Annotated in this window: 24 protein-coding genes and 2 tRNA genes; 16 read left to right on the plus strand and 10 right to left on the minus strand. The window is 71.0% G+C overall.

Features of this window, described 5'->3' with window-relative positions; all coding sequences use genetic code 11:
* Position 1 precedes the first annotated feature (1 nt).
* From ASE68_RS02800 to ASE68_RS20060, 7 genes are all read left to right on the plus strand, one after another.
* Positions 2–433: a phage tail protein gene (locus ASE68_RS02800; RefSeq protein ID WP_055854974.1), complete on the plus strand. Its 432-nt coding sequence runs from the start codon at positions 2–4 to the stop codon at positions 431–433.
* A gap of 16 nt (positions 434–449) precedes the next feature.
* Positions 450–1,214, plus strand: a complete 765-nt coding sequence (locus tag ASE68_RS02805) for a LysM peptidoglycan-binding domain-containing protein (RefSeq protein WP_055854976.1) — start codon at positions 450–452, stop codon at positions 1,212–1,214.
* Positions 1,201–3,042, plus strand: coding sequence for a VgrG-related protein (locus ASE68_RS02810; protein WP_055854978.1), 1,842 nt, complete (start codon positions 1,201–1,203; stop codon positions 3,040–3,042). The genes ASE68_RS02805 and ASE68_RS02810 overlap by 14 nt, the downstream gene beginning before the upstream one ends.
* 57 nt (positions 3,043–3,099) lie before the next feature.
* Positions 3,100–3,510 (plus strand): GPW/gp25 family protein, encoded by a 411-nt coding sequence (locus ASE68_RS02815; RefSeq protein ID WP_055854980.1) that lies wholly within the window; start codon positions 3,100–3,102, stop codon positions 3,508–3,510.
* Positions 3,507–5,456: a putative baseplate assembly protein gene (locus ASE68_RS02820; RefSeq protein ID WP_055854982.1), complete on the plus strand. Its 1,950-nt coding sequence runs from the start codon at positions 3,507–3,509 to the stop codon at positions 5,454–5,456. Before ASE68_RS02815 ends, ASE68_RS02820 begins: the two co-directional genes overlap by 4 nt.
* 13 nt (positions 5,457–5,469) lie before the next feature.
* On the plus strand, positions 5,470–6,048 hold the full coding sequence (locus tag ASE68_RS02825; RefSeq protein ID WP_162238237.1) for a phage tail protein: 579 nt from the start codon (positions 5,470–5,472) through the stop codon (positions 6,046–6,048).
* A 646-nt stretch (positions 6,049–6,694) separates the two neighbouring features.
* On the plus strand, positions 6,695–7,450 hold the full coding sequence (locus ASE68_RS20060; RefSeq protein WP_157421506.1) for a zinc ribbon domain-containing protein: 756 nt from the start codon (positions 6,695–6,697) through the stop codon (positions 7,448–7,450).
* A gap of 361 nt (positions 7,451–7,811) precedes the next feature.
* Here ASE68_RS20060 and ASE68_RS02840 read toward each other — a convergent pair whose 3' ends face one another.
* Positions 7,812–8,954 carry a bifunctional 2-polyprenyl-6-hydroxyphenol methylase/3-demethylubiquinol 3-O-methyltransferase UbiG gene (locus ASE68_RS02840; RefSeq protein WP_200921655.1) on the minus strand — a complete coding sequence of 381 codons (1,143 nt, stop codon included), beginning with the start codon at positions 8,952–8,954 and terminating at the stop codon, positions 7,812–7,814.
* 92 nt (positions 8,955–9,046) lie between these two features.
* A complete protein-coding gene (locus tag ASE68_RS02845) occupies positions 9,047–11,632 on the minus strand; it encodes a BTAD domain-containing putative transcriptional regulator (protein WP_055854989.1) in 2,586 nt (861 codons plus the stop codon).
* A 233-nt stretch (positions 11,633–11,865) separates the two neighbouring features.
* Here ASE68_RS02845 and ASE68_RS02850 point away from each other — a divergent pair.
* Both ASE68_RS02850 and ASE68_RS02855 read left to right on the plus strand, forming a co-directional pair.
* Positions 11,866–11,937, plus strand: a tRNA-Thr gene (locus tag ASE68_RS02850).
* 45 nt (positions 11,938–11,982) lie between these two features.
* A tRNA-Met gene (locus ASE68_RS02855) sits at positions 11,983–12,056 on the plus strand.
* An 87-nt stretch (positions 12,057–12,143) separates the two neighbouring features.
* Here ASE68_RS02855 and ASE68_RS02860 read toward each other — a convergent pair.
* From ASE68_RS02860 to ASE68_RS02875, 4 genes are all read right to left on the minus strand, one after another.
* Complete coding sequence (locus ASE68_RS02860) at positions 12,144–12,911, minus strand: anti-sigma factor (protein WP_055854991.1); 768 nt, start codon at positions 12,909–12,911, stop codon at positions 12,144–12,146.
* Positions 12,895–13,473, minus strand: a complete 579-nt coding sequence (locus ASE68_RS02865) for an RNA polymerase sigma factor (protein WP_055854993.1) — start codon at positions 13,471–13,473, stop codon at positions 12,895–12,897. The genes ASE68_RS02860 and ASE68_RS02865 overlap by 17 nt, the downstream gene beginning before the upstream one ends.
* 105 nt (positions 13,474–13,578) lie before the next feature.
* Entirely contained in the window at positions 13,579–14,295 is a 717-nt protein-coding gene (locus ASE68_RS02870; RefSeq protein ID WP_055854995.1) for a class F sortase, read from the minus strand.
* On the minus strand, positions 14,292–15,128 hold the full coding sequence (locus ASE68_RS02875; RefSeq protein ID WP_055854997.1) for a DUF4397 domain-containing protein: 837 nt from the start codon (positions 15,126–15,128) through the stop codon (positions 14,292–14,294). The genes ASE68_RS02870 and ASE68_RS02875 overlap by 4 nt, the downstream gene beginning before the upstream one ends.
* A 241-nt stretch (positions 15,129–15,369) precedes the next feature.
* Here ASE68_RS02875 and ASE68_RS02880 point away from each other — a divergent pair, with 241 nt between their 5' ends.
* Positions 15,370–15,963 (plus strand): fasciclin domain-containing protein, encoded by a 594-nt coding sequence (locus ASE68_RS02880; protein WP_157421507.1) that lies wholly within the window; start codon positions 15,370–15,372, stop codon positions 15,961–15,963.
* A gap of 90 nt (positions 15,964–16,053) precedes the next feature.
* Here ASE68_RS02880 and ASE68_RS02885 read toward each other — a convergent pair whose 3' ends face one another.
* The 3 genes from ASE68_RS02885 to ASE68_RS02895 are packed head-to-tail and all read right to left on the minus strand — an operon-like array spanning position 16,054 to position 18,393.
* Positions 16,054–16,794, minus strand: a complete 741-nt coding sequence (locus ASE68_RS02885; RefSeq protein WP_055855001.1) for a DivIVA domain-containing protein — start codon at positions 16,792–16,794, stop codon at positions 16,054–16,056.
* Positions 16,791–17,984: a globin domain-containing protein gene (locus tag ASE68_RS02890; RefSeq protein WP_082461915.1), complete on the minus strand. Its 1,194-nt coding sequence runs from the start codon at positions 17,982–17,984 to the stop codon at positions 16,791–16,793. The genes ASE68_RS02885 and ASE68_RS02890 overlap by 4 nt, the downstream gene beginning before the upstream one ends.
* 4 nt (positions 17,985–17,988) lie before the next feature.
* Positions 17,989–18,393: a group 1 truncated hemoglobin gene (locus ASE68_RS02895; protein WP_055855004.1), complete on the minus strand. Its 405-nt coding sequence runs from the start codon at positions 18,391–18,393 to the stop codon at positions 17,989–17,991.
* 174 nt (positions 18,394–18,567) lie between these two features.
* On the opposite strand from ASE68_RS02895, the gene ASE68_RS02900 reads away from it, so the two are divergent.
* Entirely contained in the window at positions 18,568–18,801 is a 234-nt protein-coding gene (locus ASE68_RS02900) for a hypothetical protein (RefSeq protein WP_055855005.1), read from the plus strand.
* A gap of 73 nt (positions 18,802–18,874) precedes the next feature.
* Here the strand turns inward: ASE68_RS02900 and ASE68_RS02905 are convergent, their stop codons facing one another.
* The gene (locus ASE68_RS02905) at positions 18,875–19,225 is read right to left on the minus strand and encodes a hypothetical protein (protein ID WP_157421508.1); all 351 of its coding nucleotides are present in this window, start codon (positions 19,223–19,225) and stop codon (positions 18,875–18,877) included.
* Positions 19,226–19,326: 101 nt separating this feature from the next.
* Here ASE68_RS02905 and ASE68_RS02910 point away from each other — a divergent pair, with 101 nt between their 5' ends.
* From ASE68_RS02910 to ASE68_RS02930, 5 genes are all read left to right on the plus strand, one after another.
* Positions 19,327–19,647: a hypothetical protein gene (locus ASE68_RS02910; protein WP_055855009.1), complete on the plus strand. Its 321-nt coding sequence runs from the start codon at positions 19,327–19,329 to the stop codon at positions 19,645–19,647.
* Positions 19,644–19,850, plus strand: a complete 207-nt coding sequence (locus ASE68_RS02915) for a hypothetical protein (protein WP_055855011.1) — start codon at positions 19,644–19,646, stop codon at positions 19,848–19,850. Before ASE68_RS02910 ends, ASE68_RS02915 begins: the two co-directional genes overlap by 4 nt.
* Before the next feature lie 8 nt (positions 19,851–19,858).
* The gene (locus tag ASE68_RS02920; RefSeq protein ID WP_157421509.1) at positions 19,859–20,134 is read left to right on the plus strand and encodes a hypothetical protein; all 276 of its coding nucleotides are present in this window, start codon (positions 19,859–19,861) and stop codon (positions 20,132–20,134) included.
* 163 nt (positions 20,135–20,297) lie between these two features.
* On the plus strand, positions 20,298–20,600 hold the full coding sequence (locus ASE68_RS02925; protein WP_055855014.1) for a hypothetical protein: 303 nt from the start codon (positions 20,298–20,300) through the stop codon (positions 20,598–20,600).
* 193 nt (positions 20,601–20,793) lie between these two features.
* Complete coding sequence (locus tag ASE68_RS02930; protein ID WP_055855016.1) at positions 20,794–21,255, plus strand: SRPBCC family protein; 462 nt, start codon at positions 20,794–20,796, stop codon at positions 21,253–21,255.
* The last annotated feature ends 112 nt before the right edge of the window (positions 21,256–21,367 follow it).

The following is a 21,367-nucleotide window of genomic DNA, read 5'->3' on the forward strand; positions in this document are numbered from 1 at the left end:
CATGATCGAGGACACCAAGATCGCGGTCGGCGTCAGCTACGTCGTGAAGATCGACGGTGAGTCGCTCGGCGAGTTCGCGAGCTGCGAGGGGCTCGGCGTCGAGGTCGTGCTCGAATCCCGCGAGGAGGGCGGCAACAACAGCTTCGTCTGGCAGCTGCCGACCCGGCTGAAGTTCTCGAACGTGAAGCTCTCGCGGCCGGTCGGCAAGGGCACGTCGCAGCCGATCCTCGCGTGGATCTCGAAGGCGCCGGCGCTGAAGCCGAGCACGGCCGAGATCCAGGCGCAGAACGCCTACGGCGACAAGATCGCGACCTGGTACCTGCAGCGCGTGGTGCCCGTGCGCTGGACCGGCCCGTCGTTCACGGCCGACCAGCCGAAGGTGCTCACCGAGACCCTCGAGCTCGCCCACCACGGCATCGACGCCGACGGCTGACCCGGAGGAGCATCCCATGCCCGTCACGAAGACCGACACCACGAGCGCGAGCCTCACGCACGCCGTGCTCGAACTGCTCGAGCCCGGCAAGACGCCCGGCGTGCCCGGCGGTCCGATCGGCTCGATCGAGTTCCAGATGAACCCCAAGGAACTCACGATGGCGAAGTCGGCGAGCTGGAAGACCGAGAAGCAGAAGAAGGCGACCTCCGCGCCGCCCGCGACCTATCAGGGGCCCGAGGCGCAGAAGCTCTCGGTCGAGATGTTCTTCGACGACACCCAGGGCTCGGGCGGCGACAGTGTCGTGCAGCGCGTCGAGAAGCTGTTCCAGGCGTGCGCCCCGACGAAGGACTCCAAGCGCAGCGACACCCCCTCGGCGCCGTGGGTGCGATTCAAGTGGGGCGTGCTCTCGGGCTTCGTCGGCTACATCAAGTCGGTCTCGGCGAAGTACACGCTGTTCTCGCCGACCGGCACGCCGTTGCGCGCGGTGTGCGCGGTCTCGCTCGAGGAGATCGCCGAGGAACCCGGCAAGCAGAACCCGACGTCGGGCGGCCTTCGCCCTCGACGCGTGCACACGCTCAAGGAGGGCGACACGCTCGCCGGGATCGCCTACCGCGAATACGGCAACGCCGCGATGTGGCGCGTGCTCGCCGACGTCAACGGCATCGACGACCCGATGCGGCTCGTGCCGGGTCGCGCCGTGTTCCTGCCGGCCGCCGACGAACTCGTGAGGCCGGCAACCCTGGTCGTCGTGCGCAAGGAGGTCGCGAATGCCGGCCGTTGACACGTACACGAGCCTCCTGCTCGTCTCGGTCGAGGGGCGGCCGATTCCCGCGGGGGCGTCGAGCCTGCTCGTCACGGGCCGGGTGACGGATGCCGCGAACCTGCCCGACTCGTTCGAGCTCGAGTTCGCCGACACGGCGGGCACGGTGCTGGCCGATGCCGGATTCGCGATCGGCAAGGCGGTGCTGCTCACCGTCTCCGAGAACGGCGCCCAAGGTCCGCAGCGGCTCCTCGACGGCGAGGTGACCGCGATCGACCGCGAGGATGTCGCGGGCGCCCTGCGCACGAGGGTGCGCGGGTTCGACCGGTCGCACCGGCTGTCGCGGGGCCGACGCGTCGCGGCCTACCTCGACAAGACGGTCGACGACATCGTGCAGGAGGTCGCCCGGCGCGCGAATGTGCGCGTCAAGCAGATCCAGGTGCCCGACACGAGCGTGGTCGACCACGTCACGCAGGACAACGTCAGCGACTGGGTCTTCCTGAAGCGCCTCGCGGATGCCTCGGGCTGCACGTTCTCGGTCGTCGAGGACGGGCTCGTGTTCGCGCCGCGCACGATGGCGAACGAGGCCCCGGCCGGTGCGGAGTCGGCGCGCGACGATCCGGTCGTCATCGAGCACGGCATGAACACGATCTGGCTCACGTCGACCGTGACCGCGGCGAGCCAGGTGCCCGACATCGAGGTGCGCGGGTGGGATCCGAAGCAGAAGCAGGCGGTGATCGCCAAGGCGAAACCCGAGACCAGGTCGGTCGACCTCGCGACGCTGAAGCCGGCCACGGTTGCGAGCGCGTTCGGCTCGCCGGCGTACGTGTCGGCGCTCGGCGACGGGGTGCAGCGCGCACAGGAGAGCCAGGCGAAGGCGGTCGCCGACCGCATCGCCGGCGGATTCGCCGAGGTCGAGGCGCGGATCCTCGGCAACTCGCAGATGCACTCGGGCACCGCCGTGTCGCTGAAGGGCTACGGCGCCCCGTTCGACGGCCGGTACACGGTCACCGAGGCGACGCACGAGTTCTCCGCCGAGGCGGGCTACACGACGACCGTGACCGTGAGCAACGCCTCGGATCGCTCGCTGTTCGGGCTCGCGAGCGGCGGGGCGCTGGCAGGCGGTGCGGGAGGAGCGGCCGGTGCCGCGCGCATGCCCGGCGTCGTGTCGGCGCTCGTCAGCGACATCGACGACCCTGATGCCTCCGGTCGGGTCAAGCTCACCTTCCCGTACCTGTCCGACGACTACGTGAGCGGATGGGCTCGCACGGTGCAGCCCGGAGCCGGGCCCGAACGCGGTGCCGTCGTCATGCCCGAGGTGGGCGACGAGGTGCTCGTCGCGTTCGAGGGCGGCCGGTTCGACCGACCGTACGTGCTGGGCGGTCTGTACAACGGGCAGGACAAGCCCGGCACGCCGTGGGCGGAGTCGGTGAAGGACGGCAAGGTCGTCAAGCGCTCGTTCACCTCGCGCACGGGCATGGAGGTCGTCTTCACCGAGGAGTCGGGCACCGAGACCCTGACCCTCTCGACGACCGACCGCAAGCAGCGCGTCACGCTCACGCAGTCGGGCGAGAAGGGCATCGAGATCATCTCCGAGGGCCCGGTCACGGTGACGGCCAAGGCGGATGCGACGGTCAAGGCCGATCAGGGCAAGCTCTCGCTCTCGGGCTCGAGCATCGAGATCAAGGCCACGGGCGAGCTCTCCATCGAGGGGGCGTCGCTCGCCCTGAAGGGCAAGGGCAAGACCGAGATCGAGGGCGCGACCCTCGCGTTGAAGGGCCAGGCGACCGCCGAGCTCTCGGCATCGGGCATCACGACGGTCAAGGGCAGCGTCGTCAAGATCAACTGAGTCAGGGGAGTCGGGTCGAGCGCGGCCCGGTCACGAGCAGAGAGAGGGGCGGGGCGGATGTCTCGAGAGTTCGTCGGTCACGGCTGGTCGTTCCCCGTGCACGCCGATGCCACGGGCCGCATCGCGCTCACCTCCGACGAGCGCGAGATCGAGGAGAGCATCCGGCTGATCCTCGCGACCGCGCCGGGGGAACGGCCGATGCGCCCCGAGTTCGGATGCGCCGTGCACGACTACGTCTTCGCACCCGCGGATGCCTCGACGGCCGGGGCGATGGGCGTCGCCGTGCGTGCCGCGCTGCGGTTCTGGGAGCCGCGCATCGAGCTCGGCGAGGTCTCGGTCTCGCTCGAGCACGCCGAGGACGGCGTGCTCTACATCGACATCGGCTACATGATCCTCGGCACGAACGACCCGAGGAACCTCGTCTTCCCGTTCTACGTCATCCCGCAGGAGCAAGGAGCCCCCTCATGAACCTGCCAGCCCCGAACCTCGACGACCGGCGATTCCAGGACCTCGTCGACGACGCCAAGCGGCTCGTCGCGCTGCGCTGCCCCGAGTGGACCGACCACAACGTCTCCGACCCCGGCGTGACGCTCATCGAGGCGTTCGCGTTCATGACCGACGAACTGCTCTACCGGCTGAACCGGGTGCCGGACCGGCTCTACCTGGCCTACCTCGACCTGCTCGGGGTGACACTGTTCCCGCCCGCGAACGCGAGCACGGAGCTCGTGTTCTGGCTGTCGGCACCCCGCACCGAGACGGTCGTCGTACCGGCCCGCACCGAGGCGGGCACCCCGCGCACCGAGACCTCGGAGTCGATCGTGTTCACGACCGTCGACGACCGCGAGATCCCGCCGAGATCGCTGATCCGCATCGGCAGCCAGCCCGCCGACGGCGACCCGTGGGTGCGCGACACCAGGCTGCAGGGCGAGGAGCTCGACGCGTTCCAGAAGACCCCCGTGATCGGCGACGCACTGCTGCTCGGGCTCGACGACCCCGCGCCCGGGCTCGCGATCTCGCTGCACCTCGACTGCGCGGTGCGCGGCGTCGGCGTCGACCCGCTCGATCCGCCCATCGTGTGGGAGGCGTGGTGCGGCTCCGAGTGGCGCGCGTGCGATGTCGTGTCGGACGCCACCGGCGGGCTCAACCGCCGCGGCGACGTCGTGCTCATCGTGCCGGCGGGGCATGCGGCATCCGTCATCTCGGGGGAGCGGGCCGGATGGATCCGCACACGCCTCGAGGAGCGCGAGGCCGACGTGCCCACCTACAGCGCGTCGCCGCTCGTGCGCTCGGCCGCGGCGGACACGGTCGGCGCGGTGACGCACGCGATCCACGCCACGACGGTCGACGACGAGATCCTCGGGCTCAGCGAGGGCGTTCCGGGGCAGGAGTTCGGGCTGGCCGTGCGGCCGGTCGTCGACGACGGTTCGCCGTTCACCGTCGAGGTCGGCACCGGCGCCGAATGGGAGGACTGGGTCGAGGTCGACGAGTTCGCCGATCAGGATGCCGACGCCCGCGTCGTGCGCATCGATCGCACGAGGGGCGTGGTGACGTTCGCGCCCGCCGTGCGCGAGGCCGACGGCGCGATGCACTTCTACGGGGCGGTGCCGCCGAAGGGCGCGCCGATCCGGGTGCCGCAGTATCGCGTCGGCGGCGGGGCACGCGGCAACGTCGCCCCCGGCGCCGTGTCGGTGCTGCGCTCGACCGTGCCGTTCGTGAACCGCGTGGCGAACCGGCGGTCGGCCCACGACGGCGTCGACGGCGAGACCGTCGACGAGGCGAAGGCGCGGGGGCCGCTCACGCTGCGCACGCTCGACCGGGCCGTGACGCTCGAGGACTACGAGCAGCTCGCGAAGCGGATCGCACCGTCGATCGCGAGGGTGAAGGCGGTGCCCGCGACGGGCAAGGGCTCGGAGCAGGGCGTTCGGCTGCTCGTCGTGCCCGCGGCCGTGCACGCCGCCGACGGACGCGTGGAGTTCGCCGACCTGATCCCGTCGACCGAGGTGCTCACCGTACTCGCCGACGATCTTGAACATCGCCGCACGGTCGGGGCCCGGCTCGCGATCGAGCCGCCGCTGTACCAGGGCATCACGATCGTCGCCAAGCTCATCGCCCGGCCGCGTGTGGCCGTCGAGCGGCTGCGGGAGGACGCGGTCGCGGCGCTCTACGGATACTTCGACGCCGCTCGTGGTGGCGCCGACGGCGGGGGCTGGCCGTTCGGGCGTCCGGTGCTCGCCGGCGAGGTCTACGCGGTGCTGCAGGCCCTGCCGGGCACCGAGCTCGTCGACGAGGTGCTGCTGTTCGGCGCCGACCCGGTGACCGGCAAGCGCGGCGACCCGGTGCAGCGCATCGACCTCGAACCGGATGCCCTGGTGTTCGGCTTCGAGCACCGCGTGCGCGTGACGGCGGGGGTGTGACGTGCGCGGACTGGTGCCACAGCTCGAGAACCCGTCGCCGTACGTCACGCGACTGCCGGCGGTGCTGCAGGAGGACGAGTTCCTGCAGCGCTGGCTTACCGCGTTCGACGCCTCGATCGCCCCGGTGCTCTCGGTGCTCGACAACCTCGAGGCGTACGTGAGCCCCGGCACCACGCCCGCCGACTTCCTCGACTGGCTCGCGACCTGGGTCGACGTCGAACTCGACGAGGAGTGGTCGGTCGAGCAGCGCCGCAAGGTAGTCGCCGACGCGGCCGGCCTGCATCGGCGCGCGGGTCGGTTCGACGGCGTGCTCGAGACCGTGCAGCTCATCGCAGGGCCGGATGCCGCGGTCGACGTGGTCGAGAGCGGCGGCACGTCGTGGTCGGCGACCGCGCACGGCGCGTTGCCCGGCTCGCCGGACGGCGCGGTGCGGATCTCGGTCTCGCCGCCGAAACCCGCCGCAGCGAAGGCCGGCTCGCCGAAGGTCTCGCCCGAGGCGGCGGCCGAGGCGCTGCGACGGCGCATCGAGCGGGCGGCCCGTCGCGTCGTGCCCGCGCACATCCGCATCGAGATCGAGATCGCGGGGGTGTGAGATGGCCGGCGGCATGGTGTGCGAGGAATGCGGAACCCAGAATGACGAGGGCGACGACTTCTGCGGCCAGTGCGGCGCATATCTCGCCTGGGACCGCAGCGCAGCGGCGACGGATGCCACGGAGTCGCCCGCCTCATCCTTCGAGGAGGCCTGGGAGCCCGAGCCCGAACCCGAGCCGGAGCCGGAGCCCGAGCCCGTGCCCGAGCTCGTGCCGGAGCCCGAGCCGGAGCGCCGGTCGAGTAGCGACGCAGGAGCGTATCGAGACCAGCCGGAACCCGAACCGGAGCGCCGGTCGAGTAGCGACGCAGGAGCGTATCGAGACCAGCCGGAACCCGAACCGGAACCCGAACCGGAACCCGAACCGGAACCCGAACCGGAACCCGAACCGGAACCCGAACCGGAACCCGAACCGGAACCCGAACCGGAACCCGAACCGGAACCTGAGCCGGAACCTGAGCCGGAACCCGAACCTGAGCCGGAACCCGAACCAGCCCCGGAACCCGAACCAGCCCCCGAACCCGCCAAACCCGCGTTCGTCCCCGCCCCGGTCGCCGCCGCCGCGTTCGTGCCGGCCCCCGTGCGCGCGGCGAACGTGCCGAAGGCGGTGGCACCGACATCCGCTCCGGCGCCGCGTAAGCCGACGGCCGTGCCCCAGCGCCCGGTTCGCCGCAAGGCGGGTCCGCTCGACGCGCCGAAGCCGGGCGACCTCGTCTGCCCGAGCTGCGGCGCCGGCAATGCCCCCGGACGCCACTTCTGCCGCCGGTGCGCCTCGCCGCTCGCGCCCGAGCCCGACCGGTCGGTGCCGTCGTCGCGGCAGGCGGCTGCGGGCACGAGGCCGAAGCGCCGTCGCCGATTCCGCTACGGCACCCTCGTCACGATCCTCGTCATCGCCGGGCTGGTGGCGGCGGCGTGGTTCGCGCGCGCGTCGATCATCACCTTCTTCAACTCGGCGGCCGATCGCGTGGTCGACTCGAGCGCGCACAACCCGACCGGACTCACCGCGTCGAGCTCGGCCGACGGTCGTGGGCCGGAGCTCGCGCACGACGGCTTCTCGGACCTCTCGTGGGCGCCCGCACCCACCGGGCCCGCCGTCGGCGAATGGCTGGCCGCGACGTTCGACGCGCCGTATCGACTCGTCGCCGTGCAGATCTCGCCGGGAGCCTCCGTCGAGCAGGCCGACTTCCTCGCCCAGGCGCGCCCGTCCACCATGCTCGTCACGACGACGGATGCCGCGGGCCAGACCCAGGACATCCGGCTGAAGCTCGCCGACGAACCGGGTCCGCAGCGCTTCGACGTCGGCGTCGACGATGTCGTCGCGGTGCAGTTCACGATCGAGGGCGCCTACGGCGCCTCACCCGACACGCACGTGTCGGTCGCCGAGGTGGAGTTCATCGGGCGCTGACGCTCACGGCATCCCCATCGGTCGCGGCCGTCGGTCAGTCGGGGCTGAAGACCAACGCGAAGACGAGGACGCACGTCAGCGCGGTCGAAGCGATGAGGGCGCCGGCGAAGAGCCAGCCGGCGAAGCGCTCAGTGCTCATTCCTTCATCGTGACGCACCGAGCCGGGCGCCGGAAGTCGGAAATGGGTACGCGCATCGGATCGATCGTGTGGGGCATGCGAGACGTTCCTCGGGCGATCGCCTTCTCCGGCGGTGCTCGGATACGAGCCCCGAGAAGAACCTGACGACGACTGGGTCGTGCTCGTGCCGAAGGATGGCGACGGCCCGCAGCTCGCGATCACGAAGGTCGGGTCGGCGCCACCTCACCGCTCGAGGAGGTAGAACCGGAAGGCGGCGAACCCGTCGATCGGCAGGATGCTGACTGCTGAGAAGCCTGCCTCGTGTGCGTAGCGTTCGAGGGTCGCGTGTCGCATGACGGTGCCGGTCGCGACGGAGTCCGGTGTCGACATCGAGTCGGGGAGGCAGATCAGCAGACTGTATCCGTACATCGCCCGCTCGGTGTCGTCGCCGGGGGGCGAGAAGGTCTCGGCGACGGCTTCGTCCATCACGACGACGACACCGTCAGATCGGACCGCGCGCCTGATCGAGGAGAGGACGGCGACGGGGTCCGGCATGTCGTGCAGGGCTTCGAAGACGAACGCGGCGTCGTAGCGGGCTTCGCCCTCGTCGGCGAGCTGCTCTCCTCGGAGCTCGGAGAATGTCACGTTCTCGAGTCCTGCAGCATGCTCGTGTGCCGCCTCGATGGCGGGGGCATCGATGTCGAACCCGTCGACGATCGCATCCGGGTACGCCCGGGCAAGACCGATCGTCGACCACCCGTGCCCACACGCGACATCGGCGATCCCGGCATCAGGTCGCGACAGTACCTCGTGCACCCGCGGGACGGATGCGAGCGCTTTCGCAAGGACATTCTCGAACCACGGACGATTGATATCGCCCTGACCATCGCGGACGGCAGCGCCGAACGCCGCCCACGGAACGCCTCGACCCGACCGGTAGGCGTCCGTGAGGTCGGGCAGCCGCAGGGCGACCGCGGCGAACATGTCCGCCAGCGGTGCGGAATACCCGAGAGATGCGCGGTCGGTGAGCACCTCAGCCTGTGCGGAGGGCAGACGGAACCTCAGCTCGTCGCCCTCGCCGACGCCGTCGACGTCGAGGATGCCCGCAGTCGCCTGCTGCTCGAGCCATTCGCGCGCGTACCGCCGATCGATGCCGGTCCGGGCGGCGAGCTCGGCCACCGTGGTCGGCGCAGCCCGGAGCGCCGCGTAGAGCCCAAGACTGGAACCGATATGGATGGAGAGCGTCTCCATCCCGCCGAGAAACCTGTCGAACACCCACCCCGCGAACTGCTCGACCGCCTGCTCATCGGCCGTGTCGCCCTCGCCATTCATCGTGTCGTCCACCGCGCACCCCCCGGTTGAGATGACGGCATCAACCAGCGACATGCTAGAACTCGCACCCGCCATCCACCAGGCTCTCGCGCTGAACGCGACGGTCGCGGCGGGTCCCCAGCGTTCAGGAGAGTCGGCCGACCAGTTCAGTCCGCCTCGAGCGCGTTGCGCATCGTGCGGTAGCCCTCCTCGGCGCGTCTGGCGGCGATGACGTCGCCGGCCCGGTCGTGCATCGTCACGAGCGTGCGCCAGGAGTCGTCGAGCCAGGGGTCGATCTCCACGGCCCGCCGGGCGACGGCGACCGCGGCCTGGGTGTCGCCGAAGTGGGAGTGCAGGTGCGCGAGCGACGAGGCGGCCTCGCCGGCGCGGTGGCGGTACCGCTCGCGGGCGCCGACCGCCCACTCGGCCGGACCGTCCTCGGGCAGCACGTCGCCGCGGTAGAGGTCCAGCGCGGTGACGAGGCGGTCGCGGGCGATGGCGGGTTCCCGCCGCGCCTTCGCGATCGCCGCCTCGCTGAGGTGCTCGTCGAAGTCCGCGAGGTCGCAGTCGTGGCTCGCGGCGATGCCGATGCGGTACGCCTCGCCGACGCGCTCGACGATCCCGCCCTGCCGACCGGAGGCGGGCAGCATGCGGCGGAGGCTCGAGACGCTGACGTGCAGCGCGTGCAACGCCGACTCGCTGCCGAGGTCGGTCCAGAGCAGGTCGGCGATGAGCTCGCGGTGCAGGGGAGCGCCGGCGTTCAGGGCGAGCATGCGCAGCAGCATCCGCGCCTGCGGGCGCACGAGCCTGAGGTCGGCGTCCACGCCGTCGAGCCGCAGGCGGAAGCCGCCGAAGCAGGTCACCGCGACGCGCACCCCGGCGGGGTCGCGCGTCTCGACGTGCAGTCGCGGGCGGCGGGGGAGCGTCATCGGAAGGCGGGGCAACCCGGTCTCGAGGGCCATGCGTCGCGCGACGCCGGCGTGGCTCGCCGCGGCATCCGCATCGGTCGAGCGAAGCGCGGCGGCCGCCTCGAGCAGCGCCCTCGGCCCCGGCAGCCGCAGCGTGATCGTGGCGGCATCGACGGCGGCGATGAGCGCCGGCGCCCGTCGGTCGTCGGTGATCGCGGCGCCGACGGCGGCCATGGCCCGACCCCAGGTCGCGACATCCGCGAGCCCGAGGCGGTCGCAGCGTTCGGCGAACGCGGTCGCGCGCTCGGTCTCGAAGACGCCGCGGCGGAACCGGTCGACCACGTCGACGGCCACCACGATGCCCGCGCCGAGGGTGTCGCCGCGGAGTTCGAGCTGGTCGAACACCTGCCCGACGGTGCCGCGTTCACGAGCGGTCGTGATGGCCGCGATCGCGCCGCGGGTGATGCGCGCGAGCCCGCCGAGTGCGTGCTCGACGCACCGGCGTTCGAGGGCGAGCAGGCCGTCGAGGGTCTCGCGGGGTCCGGCGATCGGCGCTCGGATGACGAGCAGTGCGAGCTGGGCCGTGCTGCGGTCCGCGACGGCCTCCGCGGTGCGTGCGGCGCGTCGCAGGCTCGGCACCGCGCCCGCGAGGTCGCCTCGCCGAATGCGATCGAGCGCGTCCGACAGCACCGGGTGGTGCTCGAGCGGGGCGGATGTCGCGTGGCCGGGCGCATCCGATGACGACCCGGTGATGCGGTCGTCGGTGCGGGCCGCCTCGAGCGCCGCGACGATGCCCGACGACCTGTGCGCGACGGCGCCGGAGGGCCGCTCGGCCCACAGCGCGGCGCCGCGACGGGCGGCCGGATCGCCGCGGAGCAGGGCGTCGAGCTCGGTCCACGCGCGGCCGGCCGCGAGGGCGTCGGCGGCCTCGGCCGTCGCGCCCTCGTCGAGCAGCACCTCGCACGCCGTCTTCGACGCGATCGTCCTGGTCAGCGGATCCATGCTGCGCAGCAGGTGCCGACGCAGCATCGGCGGCAGCGCGCGCCGGCCGCCGTCGCGTCGGGTGTGCATCACGACCCCGGCGTCGAGCGCGCCGATCAGGGCGATCGCGCCCTCGTGGCCGAGGAGCCCAGCGGTGCGCGCCAGGTCGAGCTGGGGCAGCGCGCTCGTCATGGTCAACGCCTCGACGAGGTCGGAGGGGAGGTCGGCGAGCACCTCCTCGATCCAGCCGGCGGCGGTGTCGCCGAACACGGCGTCGGCCAGCCAGGCGTCGAGCGCCTCGTCGGAGTTCGGGCCCGCGGTCGTCGCGAGCTCGCGCACGAGCTGCGCCCACCCGGCCGTCTCGTGGCGCACGCGCGACGTGGTCTCCGGGTCCAGCCGGCAGCGGCACACCGTGCGGAAGAGCCCGGCAACATCGGGCAGCCGCAAGGCGAGCGCCGGCGCGGTGACGACGGTCTCACGAGTGATCGGAAAGGTCGGCGGCCGACGCGAGACCACGATGAGGCGACCCAGTCCGGATGCCGCGACGAACGCCTCGAGCACGGGCTCGGCGGCCGTGCCGATGAGGTGCTGCGCGTCGTCGATGGCGAGGGTGCCGTTCGACCCGGCTGCGGCGTCGAGGAGCGCCCCGCGCGCGACATCCGGATCGCTCCACTCGCGAGTCGCCGAGATCGAGGCGCCGTCGGCCTCGAGCACCAGGCGCCGCGCGAGCGTGGACTTGCCGCTGCCGGCGGCGCCGATCACGTAGGTGACGGGCGCCGGGCCTCGTGACGTGCGCGCAGGACGACCGGCACCGGGACGAGTCCCGGAATCGATGACATCCGTGAAGGTCGAGAACACCGTCACCCCCAAAACTGACGGACCCACTCGCGGGGAACGCGACGAGAGTACTGCGGCGACTTTCCCGCGGCATCCGTGCGAGCACTGATCGGGACGCGCGGCTCCTCCGGAGGGGCCGTATGCCCCCCGGTCTGGGGTACGACGTCACTGCGACGAACCTCGGCTCGGGGCGGGTGGCCGTTGGTTCGGAACCTGGCCCCGGAGGTGATATCCTCTTCAGGTTGCCGATTACGGCACACGCCCCGATAGCTCAGTGGTAGAGCACTTCCATGGTAAGGAAGGGGTCGTCAGTTCAATCCTGACTCGGGGCTCGGTATTCTCGGTTCGGCCTTCGGGCAGAATCGCGAAGCCTTCCCGGCGGGGTAGCTCAGGTGGTTAGAGCACACGGCTCATAATCGTGGTGTCGCGGGTTCGAGTCCCGCCCTCGCTACAAGATCACCAGCCCTGGATTTCTTTCGAGATCCGGGGCTTTCGTGTTTCCGGGCATCTCGTCGTCCGGCCTCTCGCGATTCGCCGGTCACGGACGCTGCAGTTGCCCGCGCACGATCGAGTCGCCCGAGTGCGTCGGGTCGCCGTCGGAGGGCTCCGCCGACAGGTCGACGATCGAGAACTCGGACAGGTCGAGGTCGTCGGGCAGCGCGAACCTGGTGGTGCGGCCGTCGAGCAGCCCGAGGCTCACCAGGCCGACCGGTTCCTCGCGCAGCAACCACACCTCGGTCAGCCCGTCGGTGCCGACGTCGCCATCGAGCTCGACCAGCATCGAGTACCGGCCGTCGCGATCCTGCTCGAGCACGGCACGCCCGTCGGCGTCCCACCCGGGGAACGGTTCGAGCCGGGCCTCGGCGATCACCGTCTCGGAGGAGGACGTGCCCGACAGGCCCACGCCGATGGCGATGCCGGCGACCAGGCCGATCACGGCGGCGGCTGCGGCGACCGGCCACCAGCGCCGCGATCGGCGACGAGTGTCGCTCGAGACATCCGGTCGAATCGCCACCGCCGGTCGCGGAGCGCCTCGGTCGACGGAATCGGCGGACGGAACCGGAGCGTGCAGGGGGTCCGACGCGTCGTCGAGCGCGAGCTCGCCGACGATGCCCGCCCACACCGAGGCGGGCGGGGACTCGAGCCCGAGGTCGGTCGACGATGCCCGGGCGCTGGCCGATGCGGCGACGTAGGCCTCGTACTCCGACCTGCAGGGTTCGCACGAACGCAGGTGCGCGCCCGTCTCGCCGCTCGGCTCCGTGCCGTCGGCCGCGAGCGCGGCGAGGTCGTCAGGTTCCGGGTGCATCCTCCACCTCCCATCGTTCTCGGATCCGGGTGAGACTGCGCCGGATGTGGCTCTTCACGGTACCCACCGGCAGGCCGAGGCGTTCGGCGATCTGCGAGTGCGTCATCCGCTCGTAGAAGGCGAGGTGCATCACCCGCCGGGGCGTGGGCGGGAGGGCGTCGAGCGCCTCGGACACCATTGCGCGCTCCGCGAGGTCCTCATCGAAGACTCCGCCGTCGATCACGGCCTCGCCGACGAGTTCGGCGTGGATCCGGCCGGCGCGTGAGCGGGCCTCGTGGGCGTCGGCGATGCGATGCCGGGTGATGCCGACGATCCACGACTGCAGCGTGGCGCGGCTCGGGTCGAAGTGCTCGCGGCTCCGCCACGCCGAGATGAAGACCTGCTGCGCGACGTCTTCAGCATCGGCCCGGTTGCCGAGCGAGCGCACGGCGAGGGTGAACACGAGTGGCGACCATCGGGCGTACGCGTCGCGGAGCGCCGTCTCGTCGCCACGCGCGAACCCGGCCGCGATGGGGTCGATCGGCTCCTTCGCGTCGACTTCGGCGGCTGGCGGCGCAGACATCGACCGGAACCCGCCCCTTCGCTCGTTCGCTCGGCGCCCGCGGGTCACGTTCGTTCCACGAACATCACCGGAGCCCACCGTGACGCCCAGCATAGTGACCCCCGCTCATCCGACCGCTCGTGCCGTGACGATCACGGTGCTCAGGTATCGACGCGCATCCCAGTCGAACTCGCCGCCGCAGGTCACGAGCGTGAGCACCGGTGCGCCGCTGCGGCGGAACACGGTCGACCAGTCGACGGTGCCCTTGAGCACCAGTTCGGTCGACTCGAGCGCGAACTCGCGCACCGTGCCGTCGGCCGAGGTGACGTCGAAGACGGTTCCGGATGCCGCGTCGGCGAGCCGTGCGAACGGGCCGATGTCGTACTCGAGCGAGTCGACGTGGGCGGCGACGACCGCGGATCCGGCGGGGTCGCCGGGGGCGACGCCGTACGAGTACCACGCGGCGACCGACGGATCCGCCGGCAGGCCCATGCGGCCCTCCTCGTCGAGCCCGACGGACTCGATCGGCACGTCGATGCCGAGCTCGGGGGCGACGAGCCGCACGGGCCGGGGCCCGGTGAGCGGCGGTCGGTCGTCGAGGGCGGCCGAGATCAGCGGGATCGCCGTCGCCGGGGTCGTGGCGGGTGCCTGGGCCGTCGACTCCGGTGACTCCGTCGGCGCTGGCGCGGTGACGGATGGAGCGGATGCCGATGGCCGGCCGGCCTGTGGCGGCGTCGCGTTCGTCGAGCAGCCGGTGAGCGCGAGGCCGGTGATCACGGCGATGGCCGCGATCGGTGCGGTGAGGCACCCGATCGCGGCCGTCGCGTGACGGATCCGGCTCACTCTTCGTGCCGGACGGCCATTCCGCGCCGGAGCGCGACGACCGTGACTGCGGCGATGGCGAGGAGCAGCGCCGAGCCGCCGACGATCCACGGGGCCGTGGTCGGGTCGTTCGCGTTCGTCGCGACGAGGCCGGCCGATCCGGCCGGGACATCGCCGGGGGCGGAGTCCATTCCGGTCACCGTCTGGATCGCGAGCGCGAGGTTGCCGTCGTCGAGGCTGCCCCACGCGTACACGATCGTGTTGGCGCCTTCGGCGACGTCGACATCGGCCGGACCGATGACGGGATCGGTGGTTCCGGCCGCGGCGACCGAGGCCGAGATCGTGCCGGCCGGCAGGTCGAGCTTCGACTCGTTCGGATTCGTCAGGTCGGAGATGACGGCGGATCCGGCCGCCAGCACGTCGACCGCGGGCGCGGCGGCGACGTGTCGCACCGTCAGGCGGCCCTCACCGGCGGCCGTCGTCGCCGTGTCGTTCGTGAAGAGCGTCGCCGTCGGATCACCGGCTTCGGTCAGGTGCGCGACGACCGTGTAGTTCATCCCGGATTCGATGGTGAGGTCGACGGGGCCGATCGCGGGTGCCGAGGCATCCGTCGCATCGGCGGCGGTGATCGCGACGGAGTACGTTCCCGCGGGCAGCTCGAGCGGACCGGCGAGGGTGCCGGGAGTGAAGTCGTCGAGCGTGAGCTCGTCGTTCACGTAGACGTCGACGGTGAGGTCCGGGACGCCGTGCAGGACGGACAGCATGGCGGGGCTCTCGGATGCCTGAGCCGGGGCGAGGCCGAGGAGGCCGATGGCTGCGCCGGCGACTGCGCCGGCGATGACGATGCGCTTCATGATCCCTCCAGATCGTTGGGGTGGTGTCGTGCGTCGTTCTTCGGATGGTGCGTTGGTCGGATGGTGCGTTGTTCGGATGGTGCGTTCATCGAGGACTTCCGCCGCGGCATCCGATTCGGATGCAGTCGGATGAAGATCCGCCCTCGTGCATCCGTTCGCCCTCGCCCGTCGGAAGACCCTGATGGCGGCTCTGCGATCTGCCGGGACGCCGCGTCAACGAAACGGAAAAGGATGTGAAGTGATGATCAAGAAGGTCATGGCTGCGTTCATCGCCGCAGCCGCCATCGTCGCGGTCTCTGCTGCACCGGCGTACGCGTCGGGAGGGTCGACGCCGACCGGCTCCATCGTCGACGTCGCCGTCGCGGCATCAGGGGGCGGGGCACCCGATGACAACCCACAGGACTACGACATCCTCGTGCAGGCGCTCGTCGCCACGGGACTCGACGCGACGCTGGCGGACACGTCGACGAAGTTCACCGTCTTCGCTCCGAACGACCGGGCGTTCCTCCGCCTGGTCACCGACCTGACCGGCACGGCGCCGGCCAGCGAGGCCGCCGCGCTCGCGACCATCACGACGGCCCTCACGGGCGAGCAGATCACGAACGTGCTGCTCTACCACGTGGTGCCGGGCAAGCAGCTCGGACCCATCCGGGTCGTGCTGTCGAAGTCGCTCACGATGGCCAACGGCGGCATCGTGAAGCCGCGACTGCTCACGCTGCGAGACGAGAACCCCGCGTTCACCGACCCGCGCCTGGTCGTCTCCGCCATCAACATCAAGGCATCCAACGGCGTGATCCACACGATCGATCGCGTGCTCGTGCCCGGCGTGCTCTGAGTCGCATCCGCTCACGCGCGGAACGAGACGAGGGACGGACCGAATCGGTCCGTCCCTCGTTGCTCGTCGGTCACCGATCAGGGGATCGGATCACGGACTGACGTACGACTGTCGCCCCTTCGTCGGCTGCGGCGGCACCGCCGGAATCCAGTCCGGCTCCTCGTCGGCGAACGTCTCCTCGGGGATCGAGGCCGCCGACGTCTCGGCGACGACCTGCTCGGCCGTATCGGGCTGCGGCAGCGTGCCGAGGCGATCGACCTGCTCGGTGAGCGCGTCGAGCACCGAGCGCAACTGGATCTGCGCGACCTGCGCGTAGGTGCGCACGAACTCGATCTCGGGCATCGACGGCAGCGCGATGCTGCCCGTGGCCGTGCTCGGTTCCTTCGGAGCCGCAGCCGCGGCGTCGGCGTTGCGCTCCTGCGTCTCGCGGTACTGCGTGCGCGCCGTGAGCACGAGATCACGTGCGTACGCCTCCGCGTCGGCGACCGCCTTGTCGGCGATCATCTGCGCCTGCGAGAGCAGGCCGACCGCGCCCAGGGTGACCTCGTGCTCGAGGTCGGCGTTGTCGGTGCTCCGGAGCTTCGTGTTCTCGGCTCGGAGCTCGGCGAGTTCGCGACGGTCCTCGTCGAGCGCTGTGCGCACGTCGTCGATCGTCTGCGAGAGGTCGGTCACGAACGCGTCGACCTCGGAGCGGTCGTACCCGCCGAGCGGTCGCGAGGCGAAGCTCACGCTGCCCGACTGGGGCAGGCGCGAGACAGCGGCGACGAGGCCGCCTTCGGGTGCCGGCGGTTGGGGGATCGGGAGTTCCTCTTCGTCGTCCCAAATGGTCATCGGGCACTTCCCATCGGTTGTTCGGCGAGCGGCGATGGCTGCGGGTCGCGGAGCACCTGCTCGTCTTCGAGCCTGGCGAAGAGCTCGAATCGGAGATCGGGTGAGGGGACGCCGAGTTCGCGCAGCCGAGCGGCGGTGTGGCGCACCATCGACGGCGATCCGCACACCATCGCGAGGGCGCCGGGCGTCACCCCGCTCTCGGCGACCGCGTCGCTCACCAGGCCCTTGCGGCCGGGATAACTGGGGTCGTCGGAGACGACGGGCGTGTACGTGAACCAGGGCCGGCCGGCCAGGCTCTGCATCAGGCGGTGCTCGTACAGGTTCCACGGAACCCGGGCGCCGTGGAACAGGTGCACGCGCGGGGCGTCGCCGGTCGCCTGCCACTGCAGGTCGATGCGTTCCAGGTGGGCGCGGAGCGGGGCCAAGCCCGTTCCGCCGGCGACCATGAGCAGATCGCGACCGAGGTCGGCCTCGGCGAGGGTCAGCTCATGGCCGACCGCCGAGCCGAGGCGCAGCACGTCGTCGACCTTCAGCCGCCGCACGATCGCGCCGGAGACCTGCCCGCCCGGCACCAGCTGCACGTGCAGCTCGATCGTGCCGTCGGCGCGCGGCGCGTTGGCCGGGCTGAAGTACCGCCACATGCGCGGCGTGTAGGGCGTCTCGACCGCGAACGACTGCCCCGGTTCGAACGGGAGATCGGGTTCGGGGCGCACGTGCACGATCGCGATGTCCATGCTGCGGCGCTCGACCCCGATGACGTGACCGGCCCACGAGGGCGGGCTGCTCAGCTCGGCCTCCTCGGCGGCCTGCACCATCGCGGTCGCGATGACGCCGTATGCGGCTGCCCAGTCCGCGGCGAGCTCGGGGGTCCAGAGCTCGCCGAGGAAGTGCTTCAGCGTTGTCAGCAGCGAGAGGCCGACCGCGTCGTAGTGCTCGGCGATGACCTCGAACCTGCGGTGATCGCGGCCGAGCTGCTGGATGAACGCCGTCACCTCGTCGAGCTGGTCGACGTTGGACACGATGCGCCCGAGCGCGCCGACGAGCCGGTCGCGCTGGGTGGCCATCGCGACCGGGAACATCGCCCGCAGTTCGGGGTGCGTGTAGAAGAGGTGCGAGTAGAAGAAGAGCGGAACCTCGTCGCCGAGCGTCTCAGCCAGCGACCAGGTGTGCTTCAGCGCGGCGGTGTCCACGCCTTCACGCCTGGGCCGCGGGGACCTCGACGATATCGGGCTGCGTCGCGGCCACCGCGGACACGGTGCGGTCGATGATCTCGGACGGCACGCCGGCCTCGGTCAGCGCGGCGATCAGGTGCCCGGCGACGGCGCCGAACTCCTCGGCCGTGATGCCCATGTTCGCGTGGGCGGCGCGCAGCTCGCGCCCCTCGTAGGCGACCGGTCCGCCCATGACCTGCGAGACCAGTGCGACCTGGTGCCGCTTGAGCCTGGCCATCTCGGTGCCCTCGAAGTGCTTCGCCAGCAGGTCGTCGCCGAGCACCAGCTCGTAGAACCGGTTGACGACGGCGGAGACGGCCGGTGCGCCGCCGACGGCCGCGTAGTCGCTCTGGGCTTCGGATTCGGTCTGCAGGTCGAGGGAGGTCATATCGGGTCGTCCATTCATTAGGGGGGTTGGGACCCCCCTTTCCTAGCAGAATGCGAACGACCAGATCAAAGCTTTTCGGCTATCTCACATCGCGCTGAAGGGACTGCAGCAGGTCGGCTGCGGCGGCGGGGGCCTCCGCGTCGTCGCGCTCGCGCTCGCGGGTAGGCTGTCCGGGTGGAACCCGGCCTGATCTTCGCCCTGGCGTGGGCCGTGCTCGCGCTCGTCGCCGGCGTCGCGCTCATCGTCCGTCGCCGTTGGCTCGCCGACACGATCACGGCGGAACGGCAGTCGACCGTGGCGCGAGCCGGGTCCCGCGGGCCGAGTTCGAGGGTCTTCCTCATCATCGGACTGGTGTTCGTCGCGATGGGTATGTTCATCCTCGTCTGGTGGGCGTCGGCCGCACTCTGACCCGCGGGCGCGCTCACGCGTCGGGCTCGCTGACCCGCCGGCACGAGCGCACAAGGCCGGCCACCGGCATCCGTCAGTCGGGGAACGGCTCGACGACCTCGTCGGCGTCGAGCAGGACGTCGCTCATCTCGTCGGGCCACGCGATGGTCGACGGCTCGATGCGGCGGGTGCGCTGTTCGAGCTCGGCGACAAGCGCGGCGTCGGTGAACTCGCCGATCGTGTCGGCGATCAGGGTGGAGTAGAGCTGGCTCGCCGGACCGAGCAGCACATGCGCGTTGGTCACGGTGCCGCCCTCGCCGAGCACCGGGATCGTCACGACATCCGAGGTGTGGGCGTCTGCGAGCGCGCGGGCGTACCGGATCACCGCCTTGCTGACCGCGTCGGGCGTGATCATGTACCCGTTCGCATAATGCAGTCGCCTCATGGCCCGAGTATGCGCTTCCGGCGCTTCGGCGCAAGGGGGGTTGCGCGCGGCGAAATCGGTGTGAGACTGTGCGCGACGCCGAATCCGGAAGGAGGCGCGACGTGGGCAAGTTCATCTATGAAACGCTTCGAGTGGACTTCGAGGATCGCGTTCTCGCGCACCTCCAGTACGTGATCGGCGCCAAGTTGCGGCGCGGCGAGTCCTTCCACTTCTCGTGGCGCGACGACGCGTCCATCGGCAACGGCCGCACCACGATCTGGGTGCATCCCTCGGCGACGATCGTCTACAAGTACTACGGATCCCGCCCGCCCTCGATCAACCGTGCGTGGATCGAGGCGCTGAGCCAGGCCGCGAATTCGGGAGCGGGCCTCCACCTGGTGCCCGAACCGGCTGATCTCCCGACGAACGGGGGCGACTCGTGAAGCGCATCGACATCTACTACGCCGGACAGCACTACTCCGTCTCGGGCCGGGAGTACGAGGACCTTCGGCAGGAGATCCTCGACGGCGTCGCGGCGGGGCGGGCCTGGCTCCGCGTCAACATCGGCGAGGGCCAGAACGTTCCGTGCGACCTGCTGATCTCTCCCGGCGTGCCGATCTCGCTCGTACCGATCGCGGCGACCTAGGCACGACGATGCTTCGAACCAGGTTGAGGATCGACGGCCGGGACTACCTGCTCCCCTCCGACGACGACCCCGAGACCGTCATGGCGAATGTCACGGCGCTGGTGAGGGCCGGGGGCGGATTCGTCGAGACGGTGCGCACCATGGATCGAACGGTGAGCGTCTTCGTCTCGGCGGGCATGAGCCTGTCGGTGGAGGTGACCGAGATCGACGGCGATTCCCTCGAGGCGGAGGAGGAGGGTGCCTGGCTGGTGCAGTCGGCGTTCGAGGCGTACGACCTCGAGTGAGGGCGAGGGCGAGGGCGAGGCGACCGTGCGTCCCACGTATCCCCTCAACGACAGGCCCCGCGCTTAGACTGGCGGTGCACCTGCTCCGTCGTGAGGTTCTCCCGGCAAATCGGTTGCGGCCCCGGCGACCGTTCCATTCGGAACGGCACGGGGGCGACGCGCCATGGGCATGTTCATCTACGACACGAGGCTCGAGATCGAGCTCGACGATCGATTGCTCGCGCACCTGCAGATCGTGATCGTCGACAAGTTCCGGCGCAACGAGCGGTTCGCGATGAGCCTCCTGCATGAGGGCAGGGCCATCACGCTCTGGATGTCGCCGCAATCGCGGGTGCAGTTCGTCTACGCGGGCAATCGCCGCCCGTCGATCAACCCCGCCTGGCTCGACGCGCTCTCCGAGGTGGCCGGGATGTCCGGGGTGCTCCGCACCGTGCAGGAGCCGTCCTCGCGGCACGGGTCGACGTAGGTCGTGCCTGCCGGGACGGAACAGACACGGGCACCCGCCCGGCGTTGACCAGGGATTCCGGGCAGCTCGAGCGATGGATCGACGGATGCCGCGTCGCGCCGCATCGCCGGGGCGAACTGTCAACCCCGCGAGACCCCGCGCCCCGCGCATTAGCGTCGAACACGTGGTCGCACCACGACCGGGAGGGAGCGACATGTCGCTCAACGTCCGAGCCATGGCCTGCTCGCCGTCGGCGGTCTTCGACGTGCTGGCCGACGGCTGGCTCTACCCCGCCTGGGTCGTGGGAGCATCACGCATGCGCGATGTCGACGCCGCGTGGCCGGGCGAGGGCAGCAGGCTCGAGCACTCGGTCGGCGTCTGGCCCGCCCTCATCGACGACGAGACGGTCAGCCTCGAGTGGAGTCCGCCGCACCGCGCGGTCATGCGCGCCAAGGGCTGGCCGATCGGCGAGGCACGGGTCGCGATCGACGTGCGGCGGCACGGGGGCGGATGCCTCGTGCGCATCCAGGAGGAGGCGGTCGAAGGCCCCGGATCGTGGGTGCCCCGGGTCTTCGTCGATCCGATCCTGTACCTCCGCAATCGCGAGACGCTGCTGCGACTGGCCTTCCTGGCAGAGGGTCGGCAGCAGGGCGGCCCCGACCTGTCCTCGATGTGACGGGCCTCGAGGCCGGTCTCACGAGGGAGTGACGAGCACCCAGGTCTCCCCGCAGAGTAGGCACATGCCCATCGATGGCGGACGGATGAGCCCGGGCTTCGCCGTCGTGGCG

Origin of the sequence: Agromyces sp. Leaf222 (genome assembly GCF_001421565.1) — a bacterium.
Classification (GTDB): Bacteria; Actinomycetota; Actinomycetes; order Actinomycetales; family Microbacteriaceae; genus Agromyces.

Excerpts from the sequence above, each read along its gene's own strand:
- ASE68_RS02925 (WP_055855014.1), top strand. The coding sequence starts at position 20,298 with ATGGGCATGTTCATCTACGACACGAGGCTCGAGATCGAGCTCGACGAT.
- ASE68_RS02820 (WP_055854982.1), top strand. The coding sequence starts at position 3,507 with ATGAACCTGCCAGCCCCGAACCTCGACGACCGGCGATTCCAGGACCTC.
- ASE68_RS02920 (WP_157421509.1), top strand. The coding sequence starts at position 19,859 with ATGCTTCGAACCAGGTTGAGGATCGACGGCCGGGACTACCTGCTCCCC.
- ASE68_RS02840 (WP_200921655.1), bottom strand. The coding sequence starts at position 8,954 with ATGTCGCTGGTTGATGCCGTCATCTCAACCGGGGGGTGCGCGGTGGAC.
- ASE68_RS02805 (WP_055854976.1), top strand. The coding sequence starts at position 450 with ATGCCCGTCACGAAGACCGACACCACGAGCGCGAGCCTCACGCACGCC.
- ASE68_RS02875 (WP_055854997.1), bottom strand. The coding sequence starts at position 15,128 with ATGAAGCGCATCGTCATCGCCGGCGCAGTCGCCGGCGCAGCCATCGGC.
- ASE68_RS02930 (WP_055855016.1), top strand. The coding sequence starts at position 20,794 with ATGTCGCTCAACGTCCGAGCCATGGCCTGCTCGCCGTCGGCGGTCTTC.
- ASE68_RS02810 (WP_055854978.1), top strand. The coding sequence starts at position 1,201 with ATGCCGGCCGTTGACACGTACACGAGCCTCCTGCTCGTCTCGGTCGAG.
- ASE68_RS02860 (WP_055854991.1), bottom strand. The coding sequence starts at position 12,911 with ATGCACCCGGAACCTGACGACCTCGCCGCGCTCGCGGCCGACGGCACG.
- ASE68_RS02885 (WP_055855001.1), bottom strand. The coding sequence starts at position 16,794 with ATGACCATTTGGGACGACGAAGAGGAACTCCCGATCCCCCAACCGCCG.
- ASE68_RS02880 (WP_157421507.1), top strand. The coding sequence starts at position 15,370 with ATGATCAAGAAGGTCATGGCTGCGTTCATCGCCGCAGCCGCCATCGTC.
- ASE68_RS02800 (WP_055854974.1), top strand. The coding sequence starts at position 2 with ATGATCGAGGACACCAAGATCGCGGTCGGCGTCAGCTACGTCGTGAAG.
- ASE68_RS02905 (WP_157421508.1), bottom strand. The coding sequence starts at position 19,225 with ATGAGGCGACTGCATTATGCGAACGGGTACATGATCACGCCCGACGCG.
- ASE68_RS02865 (WP_055854993.1), bottom strand. The coding sequence starts at position 13,473 with ATGTCTGCGCCGCCAGCCGCCGAAGTCGACGCGAAGGAGCCGATCGAC.
- ASE68_RS02895 (WP_055855004.1), bottom strand. The coding sequence starts at position 18,393 with ATGACCTCCCTCGACCTGCAGACCGAATCCGAAGCCCAGAGCGACTAC.
- ASE68_RS02815 (WP_055854980.1), top strand. The coding sequence starts at position 3,100 with ATGTCTCGAGAGTTCGTCGGTCACGGCTGGTCGTTCCCCGTGCACGCC.